We start from the raw sequence: 24,980 nt of genomic DNA on the forward strand, positions 1-24,980 counted from the left end.
AGAGGCGGGTGTTTGACGCGCACGGGCGTGCGTGGCAAAGCGCCTGCCTGACTGCCTATTTTCCAGGATTACGACCGATGACTGTGAAAGTCCGCTTTGCTCCCAGCCCCACCGGGCGCATCCATGTCGGCAATGTGCGCACGGCGCTCATGAATTACATGTTCGCCAAGTCCCACGGCGGGCAGTTCGTCCTGCGCATTGACGATACCGATCTCGAGCGTTCGACCAAAGAGTATGAGCAGGGCATCAAGGAAGACCTCACCTGGCTCGGCCTTGTCTGGGACGAGACGTTCAACCAGTCGGCGCGTTTTGCACAGTACGAGAAAGCCAAGGAGAAGCTGATCGCGGACGGTCTGCTCTATCCCTGCTACGAGACCGAGGACGAGCTTGACCGGAAGAGGAAGATCCAGCGCGCACAGGGCAAGCCTCCGGTCTATGACCGTGCTGCGCTGTCGCTGACCGAGGCGGACAAGGCGACATATGAGGCCGAGGGGCGCAAGCCCCATTGGCGCTTCAAATTGTCGGGTGGCCGCATCGAGTGGAACGACCTGGTGCGGGGAGCCTCGCACATCGAGACCAACTCGGTCTCCGATCCCATCCTGATCCGCGAAGACGGCAGCTATCTCTATACCCTGCCTAGCGTTGTGGATGATATCGACGCCGGGATCACCCACATTATCCGCGGCGAAGACCATGTGACCAATTCGGCCGCGCAGATCGAGATTTTTCATGCGCTTGGCGGACCCGATGCCGCGCCGGAGCTTGGCCATCATCCATTGCTGGTCGGTGCAGATGGGGAAAAGCTCTCCAAGCGTCTGGGCTCGCTGTCCGTTCAGGGCCTTCGTGAGGAGGAGGCGATCGAGCCATTGGCCATTCTCTCTGTCCTGGCCAAGGTTGGCACCTCCGATCCCGTCGAAGTTCGTCCCACCGTTGAGGCGCTTGTCACCGATTTCGATCTGTCCAAGCTGTCCCGCACTCCTGCCCGTCTGGATCCGGCAGACATGCGGCGCCTGAATGCCCGTCTGCTACACGATATGCGGTTCGACGCCGTCTCCGAGCGTCTGGCCGCGATGGGCGCGCAGCTCGATGCTCTGGCCTGGGAAGCAATTCGGCCAAATCTGGAAACGCTGAACGACGCCAAGGACTGGCATGTTTTGATTGCGGGGCCGGTCACTCCGGCTATAGCCGAGGAAGATGCCGAGTTTCTCCGGGCCGCAGCCGAGCTGCTGCCCGCCGACCCGCTCGACGCGCAGAGCTGGTCGACCTGGACGTCTGCGCTCAAGGAGCAGACCGGGCGTAAGGGCAAGTCACTCTTCATGCCTTTGCGTCAGGCTCTGACCGGTCAAAGCCACGGCCCGGAAATGGCTGTCCTGCTTCCGCTGATTGGCGCTGACCGTGCCAGGCGGCGCTTGACTGGCGACGTCGCCTGATCCTCTCAGCCGGGCCGGTGTCGGCCCGGCTGAAAGAATGTGCGGCCGGGTAGCGGAGCGGTGGCGCTAGTTGTCGGCGTTCGCCGGATCGTGTGCGTCGAACCATGCCAGGATGTGTCCGGCCTTCTGGAGCAGGCGGGAGGGGCGTGAATCGGCGATGCCGTGATACGCGCCGGGAATGCGCACCAGGCGGGACTCGACGCCGCGGATCTGCAACGCGTTGTAGTATTGTTCGGCTTCGAAAACCGGCGTGCGGCGATCCTCTGCGCCAACAATGACGAGGGTCGGCGTTTCCACGTCGCCGACGTGTGAGAGCGGTGATCGTTCCCAATAGACTTCCGGCGCTTCCCAGGGCGTCACGCCGAACCAGTACGGCATCACAGTGGGGCCGATGTCTGCGGCCAGGATGAAGCTGGTCCAGTTGATCACAGGCTTGGCGACTGCGGCGGCGGCAAAGCGAGTGTCGTTGCCGATCAGTTCTGCAGTCAGGACACCGCCGCCCGACCCGCCGGTGACAAACAGGCGGTCAGAATCGATGAAGCCTCGTTCGACGACCGCGTCGACGCCGGAAAGAAGGTCGTCCACATCCTCGCCGGGATAGGCTTTGTCGATGAGATTGGCGAAATCCTCACCGTAGGACGTGGAGCCTCGCGGATTGGTGTAGAGGACGACATAGCCGGCGGCCGCGTAGAGCTGGACCTCGCCGGAGAAGTGCGGCCCGTAGGCGGTGTGCGGCCCGCCGTGGATTTCGAGGATGAGCGGATAGTCCTGGTCTTCGTCGAAATCTGGAGGATAGGCGATCCAGCCTTGGATCTCGCGCCCGTCGGGCGCCGAGCTGGTCCACGTAATCTCCTCGACCCGGGCCAGAGCGCGCTGGCCCAGAATGTCATCGTTAAGGTCGGTGATGACGGAGACGTTCCCCCGCCGGTTACCGACGCCGACATTGGCGAGGTCGTTCGCCGTGCCGATGCTGGCAGCGAAGCGGCCGTTGTCGGAGATGGAAAAGGCGCCCGATGTGTAGGGGCGTCCAAAGACCAGCCCGCCCAGGTCATCGGTCACGGCCTGTAAATTCCCGTTCGTGCCGACATAGGAAAGCAGGCTGCGGCCGCGATCGTCATAAGTGATCCACAAACCGTTGCCCGAACTGTCCCACTCGGCCGCGCCAATCCCGCGATCGAGATCGGGCAGCAGCTCGCGTGGCTCGCCGCCATCTAACTCAAGCAGGAAGAGATGAGTGTTCTGTTGAGAGGCCTGGCGGTTCTCAAATCCTAGATACGCGAGAGTCTCGCCGTCAGGAGAGATGGAGGGCGAGGATTCTGCCCCGGGGTAGTCCGTAATCTGACGGGGGTCTGCACCATCGAGCGAGACCGCATAGATGTCGCTCTCGGAGAAATCGAAGTTGGTTTCTGCATCGCCGCCGTAGGAATATAAAAGCTCCTGACCGTTCGGTGCCCAGACGGGCGCGCTCGGCGAGCCACCGGCAAGCTCGGTCAATTGCCGGGGCGTGCCGCCTTCGGCGGAGATGACGAAGATCTGCTGCCCGCCATCGGGAAGCTCACCCACGCCGTCGAACTCGTAGCGCACGGTTTCGTCGACAAGGGCGGACTCTGCCCAATCAGCACCCGGCGGCGGCGTTGGCATGCCGATATCGACCTGCGGACCAGGGCCGCGCACGAAGGCCGTGAATGCCAGCCATTCTCCGTTCGGTGACCAGCTGATATTGCTCGCCCCGCTCGGCAAAGTGGCCAGCTTGGCCGTGACGCCCCGATCCGGCCAGACCACGCGTAGCTGGGTTTTTTCGTTTTCGCTGGCCACGAAGGCCAGGCGCTCACTGTCTGGAGCCCATACAGGGCTTGAATAGTTGCCGGGCCCGGTCACCAAAGGCAAATGATCGGAGCCGTCATAATCGACAATCCACAGCGCCGAGGCGGTCTGATCGGTCATGATATCGTTGGAGCGGCGCTGATAGACGACGCGATCGCCATTCGGGCTGATCTGCGGGTTGGCTGCCATTTCCAGGCTGAAGATATCCACGAACTGGAGAGGTTGCTGCCCGCTCTGGGCCGCGACCGGACCAAAGCCGGCAAGAGCAATTGCGGCTGCAGCGCCGAGCAAACGATATTTCATGAGAACTCCCCTGTTATTTTGTATCAGGCAGAGTAGTCACTGCGGATGTCCAATTGCAATCGGCCAGCGTCACGCGGCAGAGGACAGGGCGCGGGCTCGGGACAGCTTGTGCGGGGCCGACAAGCCTGGCTGTTCGCCGAAGGCCGGACCGATCAGCAGCTGCGCGGGGGAGGCGAGGGCCGCCTTGAGCGCGTTCCAGTCCCGGATGCCATCCAGATAGATCGGGACGCCGAGGCGTCTGGCGATGGCCGTGAATCGTTCGATTTGTGCCGGCAGGCTGTCTCGGTAGTGCGCTGGCAGGCGCGCTCCGACGAGGGAGGCGCCGGAATCGCGAAATCGCTCCAGGCTCAGCGCATCGAGCGGCGCGCGGATCATGAGTCGGCCGCAGCAATTGAGCACGCTCCGGCAGCTCTCGTTGACCTGGCTCGCGGGGGCATCGATCGGCGCGTTTTCCACGTTGAGAAAGATGAGCTTGCGCAATTCATCCGGCATCTGAGTGAGGGTGGACGCAAACCGTATGCGGCTCGGTCCGTGCGAGAGCACGCTGTAACCGACAGGAACGATCACGCCGCATCGAAGGCGCTGCTGTGTGAGAGCCTTCAACGCGCTCTGGGCCTCGGCCAGCACCTGCAGGTCTATTGCAAGCCGATCCGCTGATCCGAATCCCTGGCCGAGAATCTCATCCTGCAGCAACCAGCCTGATTGGTCCGGACGAGCCTTGCGCCCGACCGCGGCGAAGGCCGCGACCGCTTCCTGCTTGGGGTTCCAGGCCGACCAGAAGACGGTGTCGTCGATCTGTCTGCGTTCGCCGATCTCTCGGACAGTCTTCCGGGCGGAAACGGAGATTTCGGTTTCGTCTACCTCGGCAGCATCAAGCTTGGCGGCGAACTCGGCCACGGACAAAGTCTCGAACTCTGCCTCGACCGATAGCCGCCGGGTCAGGTCTTCACCAAGGAAGAAAGTTTGTAGCTCCTGGCGAATGGCCTCGGTCAGCGCCTCTGCCTCGAGGCCGCTGGTGTCGTGGAACACCACCAGATAGCCGGAGGCACAACGGATGACGAGATCCTCGTCGGCAAGATGGCTTTGGATGATCGATTCGGCCGCAACGAAGACTCGGCTCTTGATATTATCCCAGTTATCCCCGGCCGCTTCGCGCACCGCAGCAAGGTTGATGAATTCATACTGGCTGATATCGACATGCTCGGCGCTTGCCAGATGTCGTCTCAGCGCGTCGAAAGCAGATCCACTCATCGCCCTGTACCCTTGCAGGCCAGTAGTCTGGCCCAGGTGTATGGAGATTTTGTAAGCGGGGAAGCACAACGATTCTGCTGCAGCGCAACAGAATCGTTGTGCATTGCAGTGTAGTGCGGGGACATCTTCGCAGATGCAGCGTAATGATGAATAATGACGTGTCCGTATTGCAACGCTTTTGTAAAAACGCAGAGAAAGACGGGTGTTGCACCGGTTTTCCTGCCTGTGCCGGTGGTTTGAGGTCTTCTCGATCCGGAGCGAATGCGACATGGTGGCGCCAAGTGCATTGCAGCACACGTACCGCGCTAAACAAGCGGGCCAGTCTCGGGAGGACTTTTATGACTTTACGTTTCACGCGCGCATTGCTTTTGGGCGCCGCATCTACGCTGGCCGTGGCCAGCGCAGCGACGGCACAGGACGCTCCGCAGGATCGTCGCACCGTTGACGTCATCACGGTGACGGCCCAGCAGCGCGAACAGAGTGCACAAGACGTTCCGATTTCCATCGGGGCCTACGACACTCAAGCGCTGAACCAGTCCGGCGTTCAGGACATCAAGGATCTGATTTCCATCGCCCCAGGGCTGATGGTCACCTCCACCCAGTCGGAGACGATCACCACCGCCCGTATTCGCGGCGTCGGTACGGTCGGGGACAATTTCGGCCTTGAGAGTTCTGTGGGCGTCTACATTGATGGTGTCTTCCGGTCGCGCAACGGCGTCGGTTTCGGCGACCTGGGTGAACTCGAGCGGATCGAAGTTCTGCGCGGCCCGCAGGGGACCCTGTTCGGGAAGAACACCTCGGCCGGTGTGCTGAGCATCACCACGCAGGCGCCTGAATTCGAATGGGGTGGCGGCGCTGAGGCACAACTCGGCGATTACGGCTATCGCCGCTTGAGCGGCTCGATCACCGGGCCGATCTTCGAGGACCAGCTGGCCTTCCGGCTGTTTGCAGCAGATGCCGAACGTGACGGCTATACCGATCTGATCGTCGGCAAGGGAGCCAATGCAGAGCTCACCGAATCCGAAACCGAGAATTACCAGACCATTCGTGGGCAGCTTCTCTGGACGCCCAGTGCCTCGGTCGAAGGCCGCATCATCGCGGACTATTCCCAGCGCGACGAGTTCTGCTGCTCGGCCGTGGCTTACGATTACACGCCGACCGCCTATGCGCTGGTCCGGGCTGTGGGTGGTGACGTCAACTACCCCGCCGATCCCGATGAGCGTATCGCTTACGCCAACCGGACGTACGATCAGACGGTCGAAGATCGCGGCATCTCGGCTGAATTCGACATCGACATGCCGATCGGCACGCTGACGAGTGTGACCGCTTATCGAAACTGGTCTAACTCGCGCGGGCAGGACGTCGACTATACCAGCGCCGATATTTCCTATCGCGATCCGGAGCACAATTTCACGGACCTGTCGCGCCTGTCTCAGGAGCTTCGGCTGAATGGCAATTGGGGCGATCTGGACTGGCTGGTAGGTGGATTCTATTCGCACGAAGACCTTGAGCTCGGCGACGCCCTTCAGTTCGGCGAGGACTGGGAAGCTTTCCTCAGCCTCGCGGCCTCGAATGGCACGAACCCAACCTTCATTTCGGACACGCTGAACGCGATCGCGCTCGGCTTCGTTCCGCCATTCCCAGCTCTCCCTGGCTACACGCCGCAACCGGCGGGCTCTTTCTTCCCGGCCGGATCCGGTCCGAACCAGGATCTTTACAACCAGACGGCTGTCAGCTGGGCAGTGTTCACGCACAACACCTATCAGTTCACCGATCGTTTCGCGATCACGGCAGGTCTGCGCTACACGCACGAAACCAAGAACGTAGTGGCGAGCTTTGACACGAACTCTCCGCTTGGTTGCAGCCTGTTTGAGACCTATGGCGGGTTTGACCCGATCTCGACGTTTGCCGGAACACCGCTTGGCGGCCTGGTCCCGTCAGCCTGTCTTCCGTACGCCCGTTCCGGTCTCGACGCCAACGGCTACGACCAGGAACGCTCCGACGAGGAAGTCAGCGGGACGCTCCGGGCGACGTATGACCTTACCGACGACGTCATGGTGTTCGCGGGCTATTCACGCGGCTTCAAGGCAGGTGGTTTCAACCTCGACCGTCAGCTGAACGGTCCGATCGGGCCGAACGGGTATACCGATCCGGACACATCCTTCGCTCCTGAGATCATCGATTCCTATGAACTCGGCTTCAAATCCCAGTTGTTCAGCAACGTGCTGCAGCTGAATGCCACGGCCTACTGGCAGCAGGTTGAAGACTTCCAGCTCAACACCTTCAACGGGCTGGCCTTCGTTGTGGAGAGCGTCGACGAATCCGAGACCAAGGGTGTGGAGATCGATTTCGCCTATGCCACGCCGATCGAGGGTCTCGATCTGTCCGGCGGCTATGCGTACGTGAACTCGGAATACACCGACGTGAACACCGGCGACCCGCTCGTCGATGCAATCGAAGGCAAGGATTACTCGCTCTCACCGGAGCACTTCCTGACGGGGCAGGTAATCTACGAGCGCCCCTTGTTCGCCGGCCTGATGGGCAGTGCGAGCCTGGATGCCCGTTATGTGTCCGAATACAACACCGGCTCTGACCTCGATCCGGAGAAGGTCCAGGAGTCCTTCACCCTGCTGAACGCACGTCTCGGCTTCGGTCCGGAAGAAGGTCCGTGGTCCGTTGATGTCTGGGGCCGCAACCTCACCGACGAGACCTACGCTCAGGTCGCGATCGACGCCTTTGCGCAAGGCCGCCGTGGCGGAGCTGGCACCTCGAACGATCCCCGCTCGACGGCCAGCTACATGGCCTTCCTCGGTGCCCCGCGCACCTGGGGTGTGACCGTGCGGACCGAGTGGTAAGCAACTGAAGGCTTGGCCTCCAGGCCAGCGCCAGACACAGGAGGGCCGGAGCCATTGCTCCGGCCCTTTTGCGTTCGTGCGATTGCGCTGGCGCACAAAAAAGCCGGAAGCGGGCTGCTTCCGGCTTTTGGCATCGAGAAGGACGGGGGCCGGCGGTCCTAGGCCGACGCGATTCTGCGATAGGCCGGCAATGTCAGGAATTCCTCGAAGCTGTCGTCCATGACCAGCTCACGGAAAATTTCGACGGCTTCATCGGCGCGATTGCGGCTCCAGGTCTCGTTGCCAAGCTCGGCCTTGAGCTCCTCGACCACGCTTGTGATCGCCTTCTCCAGATAGGCCCTGTCGACTGTCTCGCCGCTTGCCAGGACTGCGCCATGCACCCGCCATTGCCAGAGCTGGGCCCTGCTGATTTCAGCGGTGGCCGCGTCTTCCATCAGATTGTGGATCGGCACGGCTCCGCGCCCCGTGAGCCAGGAGGAAAGGTAGCGGATCGCGACATCGATATTGCCGCGCACGCCTTCATGGGTGATGTCCCCGCCTGGCGGCGTCAGGTAGAGGTCGCGGTCTTCTGCGACTTCGGGGACTTTGGATAGCTGATTGGGGCCGTCCATCACCTTGTCGAACGCAGCCATCGCGATCGGCACAAGGGCAGGGTGGGCGACCCAGGCACCGTCATGACCCGCTTCGGCTTCGCGCGTCTTGTCCGCCTTCACCTTGTCCATGGCCGCTTCATTCTTGGCGTCATCGCCCTTGACCGGGATGAAGGCGCTCATCCCGCCCATCGCATGCGCCCCGCGCCGGTGACAGACCGCGATAACCCGCTTGGCATATTCGGCCATGAAGGGGACTGCCATCGTCACGGCCGCCCTGTCGGGCAGGATCTTCGAGCCATCGGTCCGCTGGCGCTTGATATAGCTGAAGATATAGTCCCAGCGTCCCGCATTCAGGGCGGTGAGGTTTTCGCGCAGGGCGTAGATGATCTCATCCAGCTCGAATGCCGCGGGCAGGGTCTCGATCAGAACGGTAACCCGCACCGTCCCGCGCTCCAGCCCGAGCGTCTCCTCGCAGTGGCGGATGACCAGAGACCACAGGCGCGCCTCGTGGCGCGTTTCCAGCTTGGGCAGATAGAAATACGGTCCCGTCCCGCGCTTTTTCAGCTCTTCATGATTGTGCAGCAGGTAGAGCGCGAAGTCGAAAAAGGCGCCAGCCATCGGCGCGCCGTCGATTTCCAGATGGGCCTCGTCGAGATGCAGACCGCGTGCCCGCACGATCAGGACCGCCGTATCCTCTTTCAGCGCGTAGCTCTTCCCGCTCGTCTCGTCGGTGAAATCAATCTTGCCATGAACGGCATCGCGAAGATTGATCTGGCCGTCCATCATATTGGTCCAGGACGGGCTCGAGGCATCCTCGAAGTCGGCCATGAACCCTTTCGCGCCGGAATTCAGCGCGTTGATGATCATCTTGCGATCCACGGGTCCTGTGATCTCGACACGGCGATCGGCCAGGTCGGCCGGGGCGGGCGGCACGGTCCATTCGCCGGCCCGGATAGCGGCCGTTTCGGCAGGAAAATCGAGCTGTTCTTCGCCCGAATCGAGCCGTGCTTGACGTTCCAGACGCGCCTTGAGCAATCGTCTGCGCTCGGAATCGAAACGGCGGTGAATGCCGGCCAGAAGCTCCAGGGCTTCGTCGGTCAGGATGGAGTCGTATCCCTCGCGAATTTCGCCGCGTACCGTTACGCCGTCCGGCGTGGAAATTGTCGTTCCGCTCATTGGCAGACCTCCTATGAATGTGTGTCGTGAACCGGATGAGGCGCGCTGACCACACCGTCGAGATCGGCATAGATCCAGTCTCCCGGGTCCACTGTGACACCGCGCACGCTGACAGGAACGCCGAGCGTGCCGATGCCGTGCTTGTCGGTCTTCATCGACACGCTTGCGAGCGCCAGGATACCTATCTCGATGCCCGCGAGTTCGTGACGGTCCCGGATCGCGCCGTTGACGATGAGGCCCGCCCAGCCATTCCTCGCGCCCAGCTCGGCGAGATTGCCGCCGACCAGGGCGCGGCGCAGCGATCCGGCATTGTCGACGACCAGAACGCGGCCCTCACCGGGCTCGCCGAGGCAGTCTTTCACCACCGAATTGTCGTCAACGGTGCGCAGAGTCACGCAGGGGCCGTGAAACAGGGCCACGCCGCCAAAGGACTGCAGCCCAGGAAGAAAGACGCGCATCGTGTCAGGATGCGCGTCGCAGAGATCCGCGGTGCGGATGGTCTCGGTCATTTGACGTCCCGGTCCGGTTGGAAAGAGAACAAGGGCAGGGCGGACACTTTGGTCCGCCCTGACGGGTCCTGTCTATTCAGCCGGTTCTTTTTTGAACTGCGCGGTCTCGGTCGACTGGCCCATCGCCGTGGTTGAAGATTCACCACCCGACAGCGTCGTGTTGACCAGGTCGAAATAGCCGGTGCCGACTTCGCGCTGGTGACGCGTGGCGGTGTAACCGTCCTTCTCCGCGCCGAACTCGGCCTGCTGGAGCTCGGAATAGGCGCCCATGCCGCGATCCTTGTAACCGCGGGCCAACTCGAACATGCCGTAGTTGAGTTGGTGGAAGCCGGCCAGCGTCACGAACTGGAACTTGTAGCCCATCGCCCCGAGCTCGCGCTGGTAGGTTTCGATCGTCGCCTTGTCCAGATTGGCTTCCCAGTTGAACGACGGCGAACAGTTGTAGGCCATCATCTTGCCCGGAAACTCTTTCTGGACCGCTTCGGCAAAGCGCTTGGCCTCGTCGAGATTCGGCTTGGAGGTTTCCCACCACAGCAGATCGGCAACTTTCGCATAGGCGAGACCGCGCTTGATGCAGTGATCGACGCCCACACCCTGCTTGAGGCGATAGAAGCCTTCCGGTGTCCGGCCCGCATCGAAATCGATGAACTCGTGGTCGCCCTCATCGATGTCGGAGTTGATCAGAGTGGCCGATTCCGCGTCGGTCCGCGCGACCGTGATCGTGGGTACGCCCATGACGTCGGCTGCCAGGCGTGCCGCGTTCAGATTACGCACGTGTTGCGCGGTCGGGATGAGAACCTTGCCGCCCAGATGGCCGCACTTCTTCTCGGCCGCGACCTGATCTTCAAAGTGTACACCGGCCGCGCCCGCCTCGATGAAGGCCTTCATGATCTCGAAGCAGTTCAGAGTTCCGCCAAAGCCGGCTTCGGCGTCGGCCACGATCGGCGCGAACCAGTCGCGTTCGGCCTTGCCTTTCTCGGCGACTTCGATCTGGTCGGCGCGCTGGAGCGTGCGGTTGATCTTGCGCGCCAGCTCCGGCGCGGAGTTGGCAGGGTAGAGCGACTGGTCGGGATACATGGCGCCGGCCGTGTTCGCGTCGGCGGCGACCTGCCAACCGGACAGGTAGATCGCTTTCAGCCCGGCGCGAACCATCTGCATGGCCTGGTTTCCCGACAGGGCGCCGAGTGCGTTGATATAGGGTTCGCTGCGCAGCAAATCCCACAGCTTGACCGCACCGCGCTCAGCCAGGGTGTGCTGGATCTGCACGGAGCCGCGCAGCTTCTGCACGTCTTCCGGGCTGTAATTGCGTTCGATACCGTCAAAGCGGCCGCTCTTGGCGCCGGGCACGAGATCGTAGAACGAGGTCATGGATGTGTCCTTTCAGGTGTATGTACTTTGACAAGGACTATCGTGCATGGACCGCAATGCGTCTATTTCTCTATGTACAGAAAGCGGATAGCGTGTATCATGATGTATTGTGTAATCTTGTAAAGATGTAACGTTTTGTATGACTGAGCGTCAGGAAAAGCTTTTTGCGGGGGCCCGCCTGCGCCGCCTGCGCAAGGATATTGGCCAGACACAGGCCCAGTTCGCCGAGGCGCTCGGCGTGTCGGCCAGCTATCTCAATCTTCTCGAGCGTAACCAGCGACCGGTTACGGCGCGCGTTCTATTATCCCTGGCGCAGGCCTTCGATATTGACGTGCGCGCATTCGCCAGCGAGGGCGACCGGCAGATCCTGGCCGATCTCGATGCGCTGGCCCGCGATCCGGTACTCAAGGGGGTGGACCTCGACCAGCGCGATCTGCGCGATCTGGTTGATGCCAATCCGCGTGCGGCCGATGCCTTGTCCCGGCTGTACCAAGCCTGGCGCGAGGCAAGCACGAGCGCGTCCGATCTCGCTGCCCAGATGGCGGGCGGTGCAGGCGACGGGGCGGTGGTCTCGCCGCTGGAGGAGGTTCGCGACGCGCTCGACGGCCGCCAGAACCATTTCCCCGATCTGGAGGCTGTGGCCGAGACCCTGCGCGCCGGTCTGGATCCGGATATGCCGCTCGAGCTGGCGTTAAGCCAGCGCTTGCGGACGGAGCACGGAGCGGCCGTGCGCCTGTATGACGACGAAGTGATGGACGGGGCGCTCCGGCGCTTCGACTTTCATGCTCGCAAGCTCCTCCTGTCCGAGCACCTGAGTGCAGAAGGACGCGTCTTCCATATCGCCGCCACTCTGGGCCTGCTGGAAGCCGGGGATGTTCTGGATGAAGAGGCGGCTCGCGCAAATTTTTCCGGTGACGGGGCAGACCAGCTCTATCGCGCTGCATTGTCCAACTATCTCGCGGCCGCGATCATGATGCCCTATGACGCCTTCTACCGGCTGGCGGAGAAGACGTGCTACGACATCGATGCCATTGCGCGCCGCTTCCAGGCCAGCTTCGAGCAGGTCTGCCACCGGCTCACAACCTTGAACCGGCCCGGCAGCCGGGGCATTCCTTTCTTCATGATCCGGGTGGATCAGGCCGGCAATGTCACCAAACGCTTTGGCGGCGGGGTTATCCCTTTTGCGCGTTCCAGCGGGGGCTGTGCGCGCTGGCGTCTTCATGATGCCTTCCGCATGCCGGAGCGCATTCACGTCAACCTGATCGAGTTGCCGGACCGGATGCGCTTTGTGTCGGTCGCCAAGGCGGTAACCCGGCCCTTGCCGGGCGGCTCGGTTCAGATGCAGACGCTCGCGCTGGGGTGCGAAGCCAAGGAGGCCGAGCGTCTGGTCTACCGGGTGCCGGACTTCGAAGCCCCGCTCGAGGTGGGCTTGTCCTGCCGCCTGTGCGAACGTCGCGGCTGTGCCGAACGGGCTTTCCCGCCCTTGCAGCGCAAGCTGCGCCTTGATCCGCACGTGCGTGGTCGTGCGCCGTTTACTTTCGGTGAGGAATAGGCTTCCCGAAAGGCGCGCACTTCGATCTATTGTGTTCGACGCTGCCAATCCAACGGGATGCTCATGCTGACACCGCGCCGCAAAATCCTGCTTGCAGGTCTCGTCATCTTCCTGGTGTTCGGCGCCCTGGCGATATTCGCGAGTCCGCTTTCGGCCCGCAACCTGGAGGCGCGTCTTCAGGACGCGGCAGATGAAGCCCTTTATTCGGTGCGCGCTGAAGGCTGGGCAGAGGTCCGGATGGACGGGCAGGTCGCCATCGTGACAGGCCTTGCGCCTGACCAGGACGCGCAGTCACGCGCGCTGGACGCAGTCAGTCGGGCGGCGTGGGCAGGCGGCATCGTTGCAGGCGGCATCACACGCGTGATCGACGAAACGCGCGTCGACCTTCAAGACACACGATTTCGCCTGCGGGCGGATCTGATTGGCAGCCGGCTCACCCTCAGCGGCTTTGCTCCGGATGCCGTGGGCCAGGCGCGTCTCAATGATCTGGCTGTCTTGTTATTTCCCGGTCGTGCCAGCGTCGATGTTCAGCTCGCGCCCGGCGGTGCCCCGGCAAACTGGGAAGCGGCCGCACGCCTGATGCTGGGCGAACTGGCGCGCCTGGATACCGGTTCCGCGGTCATGGCCGGCGATCGCCTGGTCGTGACGGGACTGTCGACCAACGCGCAAACGGTGGCTTCGGTGCGCTCGGCGATGAGCAATTCGCCTGCAGGCTACGTGGCGACCGCTCTCGTGCGAGCCCCCGGCGGGACTTACGAGGCGGAGATCACCGATTTCCGGCTTTGCGAAGCCGCGGTGAATGCCGCACTGGGCCCGCGACCCGTAGCCTTCACCCCGGGAAGTGCACAATTGAACGAGGCTTCGCGCAATACGTTGCGCAGGGCCGGAGAGGCTTTTGCCCGGTGCGATACGCCGCCGCTGGGCGTTGCCGTCCAGGTCAATGAAGGCGAAGGCGGCGAAGCGCTCGCGCTCGACCGGGCCCGCTCGGTGATCGAAGCGATGAGCGCGGCCGGCCTGGAAGAGGACCGGTTTCTGGCCTCGACCCTGCCGGCAGATGGAATAACTGCGCTCCGCTTCGAGATTCAGGCACCTGTCGAGGCGCAGCAGGACACGGGCGCGGAACCTGTGAGTGCGCCTGAAGTTGGTGAAGATGACCCGCAATAGAAAACAGGGAAGGGGCAACCATGCTGTGGCTGACTTGGCAAATGTGGATTCTTCTGGCGCTGGCGCTTTTAGGCGGCGGCATTGTCGGCTGGATGGCGCGCGGCCGATCTGACGAGGCGGAGCCCGGCGCTCAAGCCGCGCCGGACAAGAACAAGCCTGCGGCCGCCCCGTCGCCCGCTCCGGCCCCAAAGCCCGAGGCGCGTCAGGAAACGAAGCTCGAGACCAAAGCCAAGCCGGCCAAGACGGCTTCAGCGGGCAAGGTGGCCACTCCTGACCACGCCAAGGCCGAAACCGGCGCTGCCGACAAGGCCGCCGATCCGGTGGCCGTGGGTCCGACTGCGCCGGTCGCCCCCGACAAGGGGGCCAAGACCGGGACGACGGCGAAACCGAAGCCTGCGGCCAAGCCCGCTGCCAAGCCGCGTGCCAAACCCGCAGCAAAGACCGGCTCGACGGGGACGAAGCCGGTATCTGCCGATTCAGGCGGGGACGGCGATATTACTCAGATCAAGGGGCTGGGTCCGCGAGCGGCTGAGAAGCTGAATGAAGCCGGGGTCACGCGCCTGTCCCACATCGCGGCGTGGAGCGATGAGGACATCGACCGATACGATGCGATGATCGCCGGCCGCGGGCGAATCCGGCGCGATGACTGGGTGGGTCAGGCGAAGGCTCTGACGTCCTAGCTAGTCGTCTTCATCCTCATAGCCAACCAGGCTCAGGGGCCGGGCGGAGACGCCTTCCAGCTCGGCCCAGCGGGCAAGCGCGTCATCCCGCCCGTGTGTGATCCATAATTGCTCGGGGTTCACGTCTTTGACCGTCTGGGTCAGCTCGTCCCAGTCGGCGTGATCTGACAGGATCAACGGCAATTCCACGCCGCGCTGGCGCGCCCGCGCCCGCACGCCCATCCAGCCGGATGCAAAGGCGATGACAGGATCGGGAAACCGCCGTGCCCAGCTTGTCTGGAAGGAGGAGGGCGGTCCGATGACGACCTGACCGGCAAAATCGGTCTTGTCTCCCGCACCGTCCTTGACCGTGGCATCGCGCAGCTCGCCCAGCTCGACCCCGTGGTCGCGGTAGAGATCGCACAGCGCTTTGAGCGCGCCATGAATATAGATCGGAGCCTGATACCCGGCTTCGCGCAGCAGGCAGATCACGCGCTGCGCCTTGCCCAGCGCGTAGGCACCGACCAGGTGTGCGCGATCGGGCGAGGTCTTCAGGCTGCCCAGCAGCTTGGCGATTTCATCGCGGTCGTCGGGGTGACGAAAGACCGGAAGGCCGAAAGTGGCTTCGCTGACGAAGACATGGGCAGGCACGACCTCAAAGGCCGCGCAGGTCGGGTCCCGGCGGCGCTTGTAGTCTCCCGACACGCAGATGCGCAGCCCCTTCCATTCCAGCAGGACCTGGGCGGAGCCCAGCACATGCCCGGCAGGATGCAGGCTGACGTCGACCTCGCCGATCCGCGTCACCTCGCCATAGGCGGCAGGCGTGCGCGAACGGCAGAATTCCTCACCATAGCGCGCGGCCATGATGGCCAGCGTCTCGGCAGTTGCCAGTACGCGATCATGACCGGCGCGGGCGTGATCGGCATGGCCGTGCGTCACCACCGCCGTATCGCTGGGGCGCATGGGGTCGATGAAAAAACCGCCGGGCTCGCACCACAGGCCCTTCGCGGTTTCTCGAAGCAGGGTTTCCGGCTTGATCATGATGGGATCAGATAGGCGCGCAGCAGGCCGATTTCACTCCGCACGCGGTGTACGGCGCAGCGCTTTCTTGTCGCTACGCTGCTTCTTGGCCTGCTTCTGGCGGCGCACCGAGGACAGGGAGGGCCGCGATTTCTTTCGAGGTTTCGGTGTCTTGGTCGCAGCGATCAACAAGGCTTTGAGCCGTTCGCGCGCGGCCTCGCGATTGCGCGCCTGGCTGCGCTCGCCATCGGCCTGGATGATCAGCTCGCCGGTCTTCGTCATACGGCTCCCGGCCAGGCGCATCATTCGGTGTTTGACCGCATCGGGCAGGCTGGGTGAACCCTTGACGTCGAAGCGCAGCTGGACCGCGCTCGACGTCGTGTTGACGTGCTGACCGCCAGGGCCGGAGGCGCGCACGAAGCGCTCCTCGATCTCGCTCTCGTCGATGGCCAGCGTCTCGGTGATGCGCATGGCGTGCCTCCCCGGCGCGTCCGGGGCTAGACGCTGGGGTTGAAGATGCGGCGGTCGGGGTCGGCGGCGACGTTTGCCTGCATGCGAACCCGTTCGGCCGTCACGCGCGCCTTTCCTTCCACGAGTAGTTTCAGACAGGTGGGGTAAAGCCGGTGTTCAGCCTCCAATACCCGGCGCGACAGGCTGTCTGCATCGTCGCCCGGCAGGACCGGTACGGCAGCCTGTCCGATGATCGGACCGTCATCCATTTCCGGGCGCACGAAGTGTACGGTGCAGCCGTGAATTCGAACCCCGCTCTCGATGGCGCGCTCATGCGTGGAAACCCCTTTGAATGCGGGCAGCAGGGAGGGGTGGATATTGATCAGCTTGTCGCGCCAGCGGTCGATGAAATAGGGGGTCAGGATGCGCATGAAGCCTGCCAGGCAAAGAAACTTGATCTTCGCCTCACGCAGCTGCCGGTCCATTTCCTCTTCGAACAATTCGCGCTCTTCAAACAGCGTGTGATCGATACACGCGGTCGCGATGCCGGCTTCGCGCGCACGGTCCAGGCCCTGCGCGCCAGCCTTGTTGGAGACTACCAGGCCAATTTCGGCCGGAAAGTCGTCTTTCTGACAGGCATCGATCAATGCCTGCAGGTTGGACCCGCGCCCCGAGATCAGGACGCCGACTCTCGTTTTCTGGACCATGGGTGCTAGCTCGCCTTCAGACTGCCGATAATGGCGGCGGTTTCGCCCGAGCCATTCAGGGCGGCGACCAGGGCTTCGGCCTTGTCGGCCTCGACGGCCGCAATCATGCCGATGCCGCAATTGAACGTGCGGCGCATCTCGGCTTCTTCGATATCGCCCGCCTCTTGTAGCCATTTGAACACATCGGGACGCTCGAAAGTTGCGTAGTCGACATGGAAACCCAGGGGTTCAGGCAACATGCGCGGCGTGTTCTCGGTAATTCCGCCGCCGGTAATGTGGGCCAGGCCCTTGATGTCACCGGCCCGGATCGCGGGCATCAGCGATTTGACGTAGATCCGGGTCGGCTCCAGCAACGCCTCTCCCAGCCTGCGTCCCTTCGCGAAGGGTGCATCGTCCTGCCAGTTCAGGCCCGCGCGCTCTGCCACCTTTCGGATCAGCGAATACCCGTTCGAGTGCGGCCCGGACGAGGCGAGCCCGATGAGCGCATCCCCCGGCTTCATATCCTCGTGGCGCGGCAGCAGCGATCCGCGCTCGGCAGCGCCCACCACGAATCCGGCCAGGTCGAAATCGTCGCCGGCATACATGCCGGGCATTTCTGCGGTTTCCCCGCCGATCAGCGCGCATCCCGCCTGAAGGCAGCCCTGCGCCACGCCGGAAACGATCTGGCGGCCCCGCTCGGGGTCCAGCTTGCCGGTGGCGAAATAGTCGAGGAAGAAAAGCGGTTCCGCGCCTTGGGCCAGCACGTCGTTGACGCACATGGCCACCAGGTCGATGCCCACCGTGTCCAGCTTGTTGGCGGCGATGGCGAGTTTGAGCTTGGTGCCGACGCCATCTGTGCCGGAGATCAGGATCGGATCCTTGAAGCCGGCCGCTTTCAGATCGAACGCGCCGCCGAACCCGCCCAGATCGCCATCCGCACCCGGACGGCGGGTGGCGCGCGCGAGCGGCTTGATCGCCTCGACCAGCGCATCTCCGGCATCGATGTCGACGCCGGATTGGGCATAGGTGAGACCGGATTTGGAGGATGATTGCGACATGGTCGCGACTCCTGCATTGAGGGACGCTCGAGGGCAAAGCGTGCTGTTTAGACCGTCTGGGCCGGGTGCGTCGATATGTTCTGCAGAAGATGAGCTGTCAGACAGGATCGTTTGCGGGCTTCACCGTAGGCCAAGGACTTGTATAGTCGGCCCCGACGACGCAGTTCGTGGATTGGAGAGGCGAATGTTGACCCGGTTTCAGCAGGGCTTGGGCGCGGTGGCGCTGGTGGCCTCGACGCTTTGGGCTGGAGAAGCGGCCCTTGCCGCCGACCCGTTTACCGTCACCAACGTGATCATCGACGAACGCGCCGACAATGCCACAGAGGCTCAGCGCCGTGCCTTGCAGGCAGGGCAGATTCGCGCCGCGCGCCGGCTCGTCGAACGCATGACCCTGCCCGAAGACCGCGCCGGTTCGGTTGGCGCAGGTCAGGTACAGCTTGCAGACCCGCAGACAGGGCTTCAGCAACCGGCTTCGGCCGGTCTTCCCGAATTGACTTCGGAAATGGCCGCCCGTCTGGTTGCGGGATACGACATCGCCAATGAGCGCCGCTCGACCACACGCTATATCGCTGAAATGTCTGTCGGGTTCGATCGGCGCGCGGTCCGCACATTCTTCGAAAGCTACAATGTGCCCTTCGTGCAGGCCCAGGCGCGCCCCATTCTTGTCGTGCCGGTACTGGACACCGGTATCGGGGCGGTGTGGGAAGGTCCCTGGTACGATGCCTGGCGCCGCGAAACGCACGAACACGCTCTCACCCCGTTTATCGGCCTGGGATCACGGTTCGAGGACCCGAGCGGGCCTGGCCTTGTCGGCAATTATCTTGAGACCGACCTGGAAGCCGATACGGAGGCTGACGCCGACGCGGGCGAGGCCACTGAAGATGCAGAGCCCGCTCCCCTGGGGCGCCGGGTCCTGTCCGTCGCCCATGCGCGGTCGGCAAACGAACCCGTGTTGCGCGAACTCGCGTCGCTGTACGGGGTCGATCGCGTAGCCGTACTGACCGCAAGCGAGGGCGCGGGCAGCGTGCGCACCGGCGGAATCCTGTTCGATTTCAGCGGCGACGAGACAGCGACCACGCAGGTCGAGGATTTGTCGGTGGCGGGGGATTACACCGCGCTGGCCGGTGCATTGGTTGATCGTTTCGAAACGGCCTGGAAGCGCCAGACCGTCGTGCGGGGCGGCGACGAATCCAGCGTTCAGGTCACCTTGCTCTACGACAATATTCTTGACTGGCAGGCCCTTCAGACCGCGGTAGCCGGCGCGTCTCTGGTTTCCAATGCACGTCTTGACGCACTCTCCACGCGCGGGGCGGTGATGACACTGGCCTATCGCGGCGGGCTTGATCAGGTGGCGTCCGAATTGCGGTCTCGCGGCGCGCGCCTTGACGAAACCGAGGATATGGGCTGGACGGTTCGCCGCTCTCGATGACAGCCTTCTCCGCCTCCAGCGGGGGCGGTCAGCTCGCCCTCGATCTCACGCTCGATCCCGATTATCGCGCGTCCAGCTTCGCCGTGAGCGAAGCCAACGCGAACGCGCTCGCGCTCGTCAATCGCTGGCCGCGCTGGCGCCAGGGTCATCTCCTGCTGGTCGGGCCGGCTGGCAGCGGGAAGACGCATCTCTCCAAGATCTGGTCGGAACGCGCGCACGCCATCGTGCTCGAACGCGATCGCGTGGAGCGCAGCCTGTCGCGGGTAACACGAGGTACGAGTGTTCTGGTGGAAGACTGCGATCCAGGCGTGGACGAACCCGGGTTGTTTCACCTTCTCAACCGGGCGGCCGGGGATTCCGGGGTCAGCGTCTTGTTGACCGCGCGCAGCTTTCCCGGTGACTGGCCGGTCACGCTTCCCGATCTCGTCTCACGTCTGGCCGCAGCCGAACGCGCGGTCTTGCACGAGCCCGATGACGCGCTGCTGCGTCAAGTTCTGGAGAAGCTGTTTCGCGACAGGCGGACCCCGCTGGGCGCTGGCGTTCTGGAATACCTCCTGATGCGGATGGAACGTTCGGTCGATTTTGCGCGCCGCCTTGTCGCGGTGCTCGACAATGCAGCCCTGGCACGCAAGGGACCGGTCACCCGCGCCCTTGCGCGCGACGTGCTGACGGCCCTATCAGGCGAGTAGCATTGGTTTCGAGTCCGTCAGGACGAGAGCGGAGAGAGCGTTTCATGAACGACAGTGTGCCAGCCAGCTTTGCCGATCTCGATCTTGAAGCCTTCAAGTCCGATCCGCGCCGCTTCATCAATCGGGAGTTGTCCTGGCTGGAATTCAACTGGCGTGTGATGGAAGAGGCGGAAAATCCGTGCCACCCGCCGTTGGAGCGTCTGCGCTTTCTTTCGATTTCCGCCAGCAACCTCGATGAGTTCTACATGGTTCGCGTGGCTGGCCTGCGTGCCCAGGTCCGCAACGGTCTTGACCGTCCCGGGCAGGACGGGCTGACGCCGGCCGAGCAGCTGACCCAGATCAACGAGGCGGCAGGCAAGCTGATGGCGCGTCAACAGGATGTCTGGCGTGACATCTCCGCCCTCTTGAAAAAAGAGAGCGTGCAGATGCTGGACACCAAGGCGCTGACCGCAGCGGACACGGCCTGGCTCCGGGACGATTTTCTGGCCCACACCCTGCCGGTGATCACGCCGCTCGCCATCGATCCGGCGCACCCTTTCCCGTTCATCCCCAATCTGGGGTTCGCGATCGTTCTCAAGCTGAAGCGGGAGCGCGACGGCAAGGTGATGAACGCACTCATCCCCTTGCCTGCCGGGGTGAAGCGCTTCGTCGAACTTCCCGATAAGGGCAAGGATCGCAAGGGACGCGTCATAAAGCGCTATGTCGCGCTGGAAACGGTTCTCATCCTCTTCGTTGACGCGTTGTTTCCCGGCTACGAGCTTATGGGAAAAGGCGCTTTTCGTCTGATCCGCGACAGCGATATCGAAATTGAAGAAGAAGCCGAGGATCTGGTTCGCGAGTTCGAGCAGATGCTCAAGCAACGCCGCCGCGGTGTCCTGGTGCGCATCACGATCGAAGCGTCCATGCCTGAGGATTTGCGACGTTTCATCACTCAGCAGCTTCATGCCCAATCACAAGACATCGTCTTAATAGATGGAATTCTTGGGCTTTCCCAGCTTTCCCAGTTGATCGGCGATGATCGGCCGGATCTGAAATTCCCGCCTTACGAGCCGCGCTTTCCAGAACGGATCAAGGATTACGGCGGCGATACGTTTGCGGCGATCCGGGCCAAGGATCTGATTATCCACCATCCCTATGAGAGCTTCGACGCGGTGGTGACCTTCCTCGAACAGGCTGCCTCCGATCCCGATGTCATCGCGATCAAGCAGTCTCTCTATCGCACGTCGAAGAACTCACCCATCATCGCGGCCCTGATCGAGGCCGCCGAAGCGGGCAAGAACGTCACCGCGCTGGTCGAGCTCAAGGCGCGTTTTGACGAGGAGGCGAACCTGAAATGGGCTCGCGATCTGGAGCGCGCCGGGGTTCAGGTCGTCTACGGATTCATCGAGTACAAGACCCACGCCAAGGTCTCGCTCGTCGTTCGGCGAGAGGGCGGGGAGCTGCGTACCTACGCGCATTTTGGCACGGGCAATTACCACCCGATCACGGCAAGGGTCTACACAGACCTCTCGCTGTTTACGGCCGACCCGGCCTATGGCCGCGATGCAGGCCGCATCTTCAACTACGTCACCGGCTATGCCCGCCCGACCCAGCTTGAGAAGCTCGCCATCTCGCCCACCGGAATGAAGGAACTGATCCTTGCGAAATTCGATGCCGAAATAGCCAATGCCAAGGCCGGCAAGCCGGCGGCGGTCTGGGCGAAGATGAACTCGCTGGTCCACCCGGAAATCATCGACAAGCTCTATGAGGCCAGCCAGGCCGGCGTTCGCATCGAGCTCATCATCCGGGGGATTTGCTGCCTGCGTCCGGGCATTCCCGGCTTGTCGGAGAATATCCGGGTCAAATCCATCGTCGGCCGCTTCCTGGAGCATTCGCGCATCTGCTGCTTTGCCAATGGCGCGCCGATGCCGTCCAATCAGGCCCAGGTCTTCATCACGTCGGCCGACTGGATGCCGCGAAATCTCGACCGGCGCGTCGAGCAGCTCTGTCCGGTGGAGAACCCCACGGTGCACCGCCAGGTTCTCGATCAGATCATGGTCGCGAACCTGAATGACGAGGCGCAGAGCTGGTACATGAATCCGGACGGCACTTACACGCGGGTCGATACGACCGGCATGAAGAAGCCCTTCAGCGCCCATAGCTATTTCATGACCAATCCCAGCCTGTCCGGGCGCGGCGAGGCGCTCAAACACGATCAGCCGCCGGCGTTTCCCTATATCGGCGACCGGCGATGAGCACACTGGCCCAAGCCGATCTGCCGGCCGCCGATCACGCCGGGTCTGCCGCGCGCAATATCGCGGTGATCGACATCGGGTCCAACTCGATCCGGATGGTGCTGTTCCGGCTGGAGGGCCGGGCGCTCTTTCCCATGTTCAACGAGAAGACGATGGCGGGTCTGGGCCGCGGAGCGGGCGAGACGGGCCTGCTGAACCCGGAGGGCGTGGCTGCCGCCATCCGTACGTTGAAGCGCTTCAGAACGCTGCTCGATGCCAAGCAGGTGACCGAACGTCACGCCGTGGCGACCGCGGCCGTGCGCGCGACCACGGACGGGCCGGCATTCGTGGAGCGGGTCCGCGAGGAGTGCGGCCTCGAGATCCGCGTTCTGTCCGGGGAGGAAGAGGGACGTCTGTCAGCAGCCGGAGTTGTCGCCGGGATGGGCGATTGCGACGGCGTCACGGGCGACCTTGGCGGGTCAAGCCTGGAATTGACGCGCATTTCGGGCCGCGAGCTTGGCCCGGCTATCTCGCTTCAGGTCGGCCCGCTGGCCATGCTGAAGGACAACAGTGACCAGGAAGCGTTGCGCAAGGCGATAGACGACGCCCTGCGCAATGCCGAACCGGTCTTTCAGGGCTCGGGCCCGGTTTTCTACGCGGTCGGCGGCGCATGGCGGGCGTTCGCGCATCTGGCGATGGCCGGCGAGGACCACCCGCTCCATGTGCTGCACCAGTTTGAATTGTCGCGCGACGACGTCTTCAAGTACGCCGACTTCGCCGCGGCTCAGTCCGAAAGCTCGCTGTCCTCCACACCGGGGGTCTCCTCCAAGCGCGCGGCCATGCTGCCCTACGCCGCCCAGCTGCTGCGCCGGGTGATGAAGCTGGGCAAGTTCGAGCGCGTCGTGTTTTCGGCCAATGGCTTGCGCGAGGGTGTGATCTACGCGGCCGAGCCTCGTCTTTACCTCGAGGGCGACCCGCTTTTCGCCGCTGCGGAGGCGATGGTGTCCGCCGTGTCTCCGGAGCCTGCATTCGGTGTGCGCCTGGCCGAGTGGATCGAACCTGTGTTCGAGACCGAGCCGGAAATCTTCAGCCGGGACCGCGACCGGGTAGTCCGCGCTGCTGCCGCACGGCTCACAGATTACGGTGTGCGCATGCACCCCGATCACCGCGCTGACCTGGCCAGCAACCAGGTCCTGTTCGGACCGCTGAGCGGGATCAGTCACCGCGAGCGCGCCTTTCTGGCGCTGGCGATCCATCATCGCTACCAGGGCAAGAAGCCTCCGGGCGAAGAGAGCGCGTGCCGCCGGCTGCTGGACGATGAGGCCGAGGGTGCGGCGCTGCGCCTTGGCCTGGCCCTGCGCCTCGGAGCCGCGCTCTCGGGACGCACGGTAGAACTACTGGATCACTTTCGCCTTGAACGCACACCAAACGAGCTGGTGCTTCGGGTGGCCAAGGGAATGGAAGACACCGCGGTAGAGCGCGCACTTCACCGCCTCGATCAGCTGGCCGGCGTGATGGATCTCAAGGCCGCGGTGCTGTGAACCCGGTCTAGTCTTCCAGCTCGATCGCCTCGACCTTGCCGTTCTCCAGCACCAGCGCGATCTCGCCGCGTTTCAGCTCGAGTGCGCGCTGTCCAAACACGGTGCGGCGCCAGCCTTTCAGCGCACCGACATCTGCCTCGTCATCGGCGGCGATCGCTTCGAGGTCGGGCACGGTGGCGATGAGGCGAGGGGCGACGCCTTCGTCCTCGGCAACGACTCGCAGGAAGACCTTCAGCAACTCGACGACCGGGCCGAGATTGGACGGCGGAGGACCGGATTTCGAGACTTTTGGCGCGTAGCTGTCCGCATTGTCCAGCGCAGCGTTCAATGCCTCGATCAGCCGTTCCGCGGGCTTGGAGCGTTCAAAGCCCTTGGGCACGGCACGCAGGCCGGTCAGCTGGTCGAGCTCGGTCGGCGCGGCATGGGCGAGCTCGTACAGCCCGTCATCCTTGATGATGCGGTTGCGCGGAATATCCCGCGTCTGCGCCTCGCGCTCGCGCCAGGCCGCCGCCGCGCGCAATGCCGCCAGCCATTTCTTGGTCGTCTTGCGCAGTTTCAGGCGCTTCCAGGCCTGTTCAGGATCCATCCGGTAGGTGTCCGGGTTGGTGAGCGTCTTCATTTCCTCGCCGACCCAGTGTTCCCGGTTGCTCGTCTTTAGACGCGCCTGGAGCTTGGGGTAGAGGTCGCGCAGATGGGTGACGTCGGCGAGCGCATAGGTGAGCTGCTTCTCGCTCAGCGGGCGGCGCGACCAGTCGGTGAAGCGCGAGCCCTTGTCGATGGCACGGCCGAGCAATTCGCCGACCAGATTGTCGTAGGAGATCGAGTCGCCGAGCCCCACCGCCATCGCCGCAATCTGCGTATCGAACAGGGGGGTGGGGATCAGCTCCCCGCCCTTGTGGAAGAAGATTTCCAGGTCCTGGCGGCAGGCGTGAAAGACCTTAACCACGGAGGTGTCGCGGAGCAGCTCGAAAAGCGGCTCCAGGTCGATCTCCTCCGAGAGCGGATCGATCAGCACCTCGGTCTCGCCGCCTGCTGCCTGGATCAGGCAGAGCTGGGGCCAGAACGTGGTTTCGCGCATGAACTCGGTGTCGAGCGCGACGAAATCGTTCTGGGCAAGGGCGTCGCAGGCGGCGGCAAGGTCGGAAGTCGTCGTGATGAGTTTCATGACTGGCCCGTTTAGCGCCGCCCGCGCGCTTTGGCGAGACGGGGG

19 protein-coding genes are annotated in these 24,980 nt (G+C 63.3%); 9 read left to right on the forward strand and 10 right to left on the reverse strand.

The annotated features are described in order from the left end of the window. Window positions 1–77: 77 nt before the first annotated feature. Window positions 78–1,430 carry a glutamate--tRNA ligase gene (gene gltX / locus PGP17_RS12420; protein ID WP_270375674.1) on the forward strand — a complete coding sequence of 451 codons (1,353 nt, stop codon included), beginning with the start codon at window positions 78–80 and terminating at the stop codon, window positions 1,428–1,430. A gap of 66 nt (window positions 1,431–1,496) precedes the next feature. Here the strand turns inward: gltX and PGP17_RS12425 are convergent, their stop codons facing one another. Further along, window positions 1,497–3,557 (reverse strand): S9 family peptidase, encoded by a 2,061-nt coding sequence (locus tag PGP17_RS12425; RefSeq protein ID WP_270375677.1) that lies wholly within the window; start codon window positions 3,555–3,557, stop codon window positions 1,497–1,499. Window positions 3,558–3,626: 69 nt separating this feature from the next. Further along, window positions 3,627–5,078 carry a hypothetical protein gene (locus PGP17_RS12430; RefSeq protein WP_135943513.1) on the reverse strand — a complete coding sequence of 484 codons (1,452 nt, stop codon included), beginning with the start codon at window positions 5,076–5,078 and terminating at the stop codon, window positions 3,627–3,629. Window positions 5,079–5,146: 68 nt separating this feature from the next. Here PGP17_RS12430 and PGP17_RS12435 point away from each other — a divergent pair, with 68 nt between their 5' ends. Then, the gene (locus PGP17_RS12435) at window positions 5,147–7,663 is read left to right on the forward strand and encodes a TonB-dependent receptor (RefSeq protein WP_270375678.1); all 2,517 of its coding nucleotides are present in this window, start codon (window positions 5,147–5,149) and stop codon (window positions 7,661–7,663) included. 158 nt (window positions 7,664–7,821) lie between these two features. On the opposite strand, the gene aceB is transcribed toward PGP17_RS12435, so the two are convergent. The 3 genes from aceB to aceA form a co-directional block, all read right to left on the reverse strand. Then, a complete protein-coding gene (gene aceB, locus PGP17_RS12440) occupies window positions 7,822–9,432 on the reverse strand; it encodes a malate synthase A (protein WP_270375680.1) in 1,611 nt (536 codons plus the stop codon). A gap of 11 nt (window positions 9,433–9,443) precedes the next feature. Continuing rightward, complete coding sequence (gene rraA, locus PGP17_RS12445; RefSeq protein ID WP_270375681.1) at window positions 9,444–9,941, reverse strand: ribonuclease E activity regulator RraA; 498 nt, start codon at window positions 9,939–9,941, stop codon at window positions 9,444–9,446. A 72-nt stretch (window positions 9,942–10,013) separates the two neighbouring features. Continuing rightward, entirely contained in the window at window positions 10,014–11,309 is a 1,296-nt protein-coding gene (aceA, locus tag PGP17_RS12450; protein ID WP_135943517.1) for an isocitrate lyase, read from the reverse strand. 139 nt (window positions 11,310–11,448) lie between these two features. Between aceA and PGP17_RS12455 the strand changes: the two genes are divergently transcribed. The 3 genes from PGP17_RS12455 (at window position 11,449) to PGP17_RS12465 (ending at window position 14,705) form a co-directional block, all read left to right on the forward strand. Then, window positions 11,449–12,861, forward strand: a complete 1,413-nt coding sequence (locus PGP17_RS12455; RefSeq protein WP_135943518.1) for a helix-turn-helix domain-containing protein — start codon at window positions 11,449–11,451, stop codon at window positions 12,859–12,861. A gap of 63 nt (window positions 12,862–12,924) precedes the next feature. Further along, window positions 12,925–14,025 carry a hypothetical protein gene (locus PGP17_RS12460; protein ID WP_270375682.1) on the forward strand — a complete coding sequence of 367 codons (1,101 nt, stop codon included), beginning with the start codon at window positions 12,925–12,927 and terminating at the stop codon, window positions 14,023–14,025. Between the two features lie 20 nt (window positions 14,026–14,045). Continuing rightward, window positions 14,046–14,705 (forward strand): hypothetical protein, encoded by a 660-nt coding sequence (locus tag PGP17_RS12465; protein ID WP_270375683.1) that lies wholly within the window; start codon window positions 14,046–14,048, stop codon window positions 14,703–14,705. Here PGP17_RS12465 and PGP17_RS12470 read toward each other — a convergent pair whose 3' ends face one another. The 4 genes from PGP17_RS12470 to purM are packed head-to-tail and all read right to left on the reverse strand — an operon-like array spanning window position 14,706 to window position 17,898. Then, window positions 14,706–15,725: a ligase-associated DNA damage response exonuclease gene (locus PGP17_RS12470; protein WP_270375685.1), complete on the reverse strand. Its 1,020-nt coding sequence runs from the start codon at window positions 15,723–15,725 to the stop codon at window positions 14,706–14,708. 33 nt (window positions 15,726–15,758) lie between these two features. Continuing rightward, the gene (gene arfB / locus PGP17_RS12475; protein WP_270375686.1) at window positions 15,759–16,175 is read right to left on the reverse strand and encodes an alternative ribosome rescue aminoacyl-tRNA hydrolase ArfB; all 417 of its coding nucleotides are present in this window, start codon (window positions 16,173–16,175) and stop codon (window positions 15,759–15,761) included. A gap of 26 nt (window positions 16,176–16,201) precedes the next feature. After that, entirely contained in the window at window positions 16,202–16,861 is a 660-nt protein-coding gene (purN, locus tag PGP17_RS12480; protein ID WP_135943523.1) for a phosphoribosylglycinamide formyltransferase, read from the reverse strand. Between the two features lie 5 nt (window positions 16,862–16,866). Next, on the reverse strand, window positions 16,867–17,898 hold the full coding sequence (purM, locus tag PGP17_RS12485; RefSeq protein WP_135943524.1) for a phosphoribosylformylglycinamidine cyclo-ligase: 1,032 nt from the start codon (window positions 17,896–17,898) through the stop codon (window positions 16,867–16,869). 184 nt (window positions 17,899–18,082) lie between these two features. Here purM and PGP17_RS12490 point away from each other — a divergent pair, with 184 nt between their 5' ends. Genes PGP17_RS12490 through PGP17_RS12505 form a run of 4 tightly spaced genes read left to right on the forward strand, consistent with a single transcriptional unit; the run spans window position 18,083 to window position 23,770 of the window. Continuing rightward, window positions 18,083–19,327 carry a DUF2066 domain-containing protein gene (locus PGP17_RS12490; protein ID WP_135943525.1) on the forward strand — a complete coding sequence of 415 codons (1,245 nt, stop codon included), beginning with the start codon at window positions 18,083–18,085 and terminating at the stop codon, window positions 19,325–19,327. Further along, window positions 19,324–20,016 (forward strand): hypothetical protein, encoded by a 693-nt coding sequence (locus PGP17_RS12495; RefSeq protein ID WP_135943526.1) that lies wholly within the window; start codon window positions 19,324–19,326, stop codon window positions 20,014–20,016. The genes PGP17_RS12490 and PGP17_RS12495 overlap by 4 nt, the downstream gene beginning before the upstream one ends. A 44-nt stretch (window positions 20,017–20,060) precedes the next feature. After that, on the forward strand, window positions 20,061–22,250 hold the full coding sequence (locus tag PGP17_RS12500; RefSeq protein WP_135943527.1) for an RNA degradosome polyphosphate kinase: 2,190 nt from the start codon (window positions 20,061–20,063) through the stop codon (window positions 22,248–22,250). After that, window positions 22,247–23,770 (forward strand): Ppx/GppA family phosphatase, encoded by a 1,524-nt coding sequence (locus tag PGP17_RS12505; protein WP_135943528.1) that lies wholly within the window; start codon window positions 22,247–22,249, stop codon window positions 23,768–23,770. The genes PGP17_RS12500 and PGP17_RS12505 overlap by 4 nt, the downstream gene beginning before the upstream one ends. A gap of 7 nt (window positions 23,771–23,777) precedes the next feature. On the opposite strand, the gene rnd is transcribed toward PGP17_RS12505, so the two are convergent. Further along, a complete protein-coding gene (gene rnd / locus PGP17_RS12510; RefSeq protein WP_270375687.1) occupies window positions 23,778–24,935 on the reverse strand; it encodes a ribonuclease D in 1,158 nt (385 codons plus the stop codon). Between the last annotated feature and the right edge of the window lie 45 nt (window positions 24,936–24,980).

The sequence above is a fragment of the Marinicauda sp. Alg238-R41 genome, from assembly GCF_947331485.1.
GTDB lineage: Bacteria > Pseudomonadota > Alphaproteobacteria > Caulobacterales > Maricaulaceae > Marinicauda > Marinicauda pacifica.

What these genes read in the sequence shown, in the direction of transcription:
- PGP17_RS12495 (WP_135943526.1), top strand. Translation starts at nt 19,324, where the DNA reads ATGACAGCCTTCTCCGCCTCCAGCGGGGGCGGTCAGCTCGCCCTCGAT.
- PGP17_RS12460 (WP_270375682.1), top strand. Translation starts at nt 12,925, where the DNA reads ATGCTGACACCGCGCCGCAAAATCCTGCTTGCAGGTCTCGTCATCTTC.
- PGP17_RS12455 (WP_135943518.1), top strand. Translation starts at nt 11,449, where the DNA reads ATGACTGAGCGTCAGGAAAAGCTTTTTGCGGGGGCCCGCCTGCGCCGC.
- PGP17_RS12425 (WP_270375677.1), bottom strand. Translation starts at nt 3,557, where the DNA reads ATGAAATATCGTTTGCTCGGCGCTGCAGCCGCAATTGCTCTTGCCGGC.
- PGP17_RS12435 (WP_270375678.1), top strand. Translation starts at nt 5,147, where the DNA reads ATGACTTTACGTTTCACGCGCGCATTGCTTTTGGGCGCCGCATCTACG.
- purM (WP_135943524.1), bottom strand. Translation starts at nt 17,898, where the DNA reads ATGTCGCAATCATCCTCCAAATCCGGTCTCACCTATGCCCAATCCGGC.
- aceB (WP_270375680.1), bottom strand. Translation starts at nt 9,432, where the DNA reads ATGAGCGGAACGACAATTTCCACGCCGGACGGCGTAACGGTACGCGGC.
- rnd (WP_270375687.1), bottom strand. Translation starts at nt 24,935, where the DNA reads ATGAAACTCATCACGACGACTTCCGACCTTGCCGCCGCCTGCGACGCC.
- PGP17_RS12465 (WP_270375683.1), top strand. Translation starts at nt 14,046, where the DNA reads ATGCTGTGGCTGACTTGGCAAATGTGGATTCTTCTGGCGCTGGCGCTT.
- aceA (WP_135943517.1), bottom strand. Translation starts at nt 11,309, where the DNA reads ATGACCTCGTTCTACGATCTCGTGCCCGGCGCCAAGAGCGGCCGCTTT.
- rraA (WP_270375681.1), bottom strand. Translation starts at nt 9,941, where the DNA reads ATGACCGAGACCATCCGCACCGCGGATCTCTGCGACGCGCATCCTGAC.
- gltX (WP_270375674.1), top strand. Translation starts at nt 78, where the DNA reads ATGACTGTGAAAGTCCGCTTTGCTCCCAGCCCCACCGGGCGCATCCAT.
- arfB (WP_270375686.1), bottom strand. Translation starts at nt 16,175, where the DNA reads ATGCGCATCACCGAGACGCTGGCCATCGACGAGAGCGAGATCGAGGAG.
- PGP17_RS12505 (WP_135943528.1), top strand. Translation starts at nt 22,247, where the DNA reads ATGAGCACACTGGCCCAAGCCGATCTGCCGGCCGCCGATCACGCCGGG.
- PGP17_RS12470 (WP_270375685.1), bottom strand. Translation starts at nt 15,725, where the DNA reads ATGATCAAGCCGGAAACCCTGCTTCGAGAAACCGCGAAGGGCCTGTGG.
- PGP17_RS12490 (WP_135943525.1), top strand. Translation starts at nt 18,083, where the DNA reads ATGTTGACCCGGTTTCAGCAGGGCTTGGGCGCGGTGGCGCTGGTGGCC.
- PGP17_RS12430 (WP_135943513.1), bottom strand. Translation starts at nt 5,078, where the DNA reads ATGTCGCATTCGCTCCGGATCGAGAAGACCTCAAACCACCGGCACAGG.
- purN (WP_135943523.1), bottom strand. Translation starts at nt 16,861, where the DNA reads ATGGTCCAGAAAACGAGAGTCGGCGTCCTGATCTCGGGGCGCGGGTCC.
- PGP17_RS12500 (WP_135943527.1), top strand. Translation starts at nt 20,061, where the DNA reads ATGAACGACAGTGTGCCAGCCAGCTTTGCCGATCTCGATCTTGAAGCC.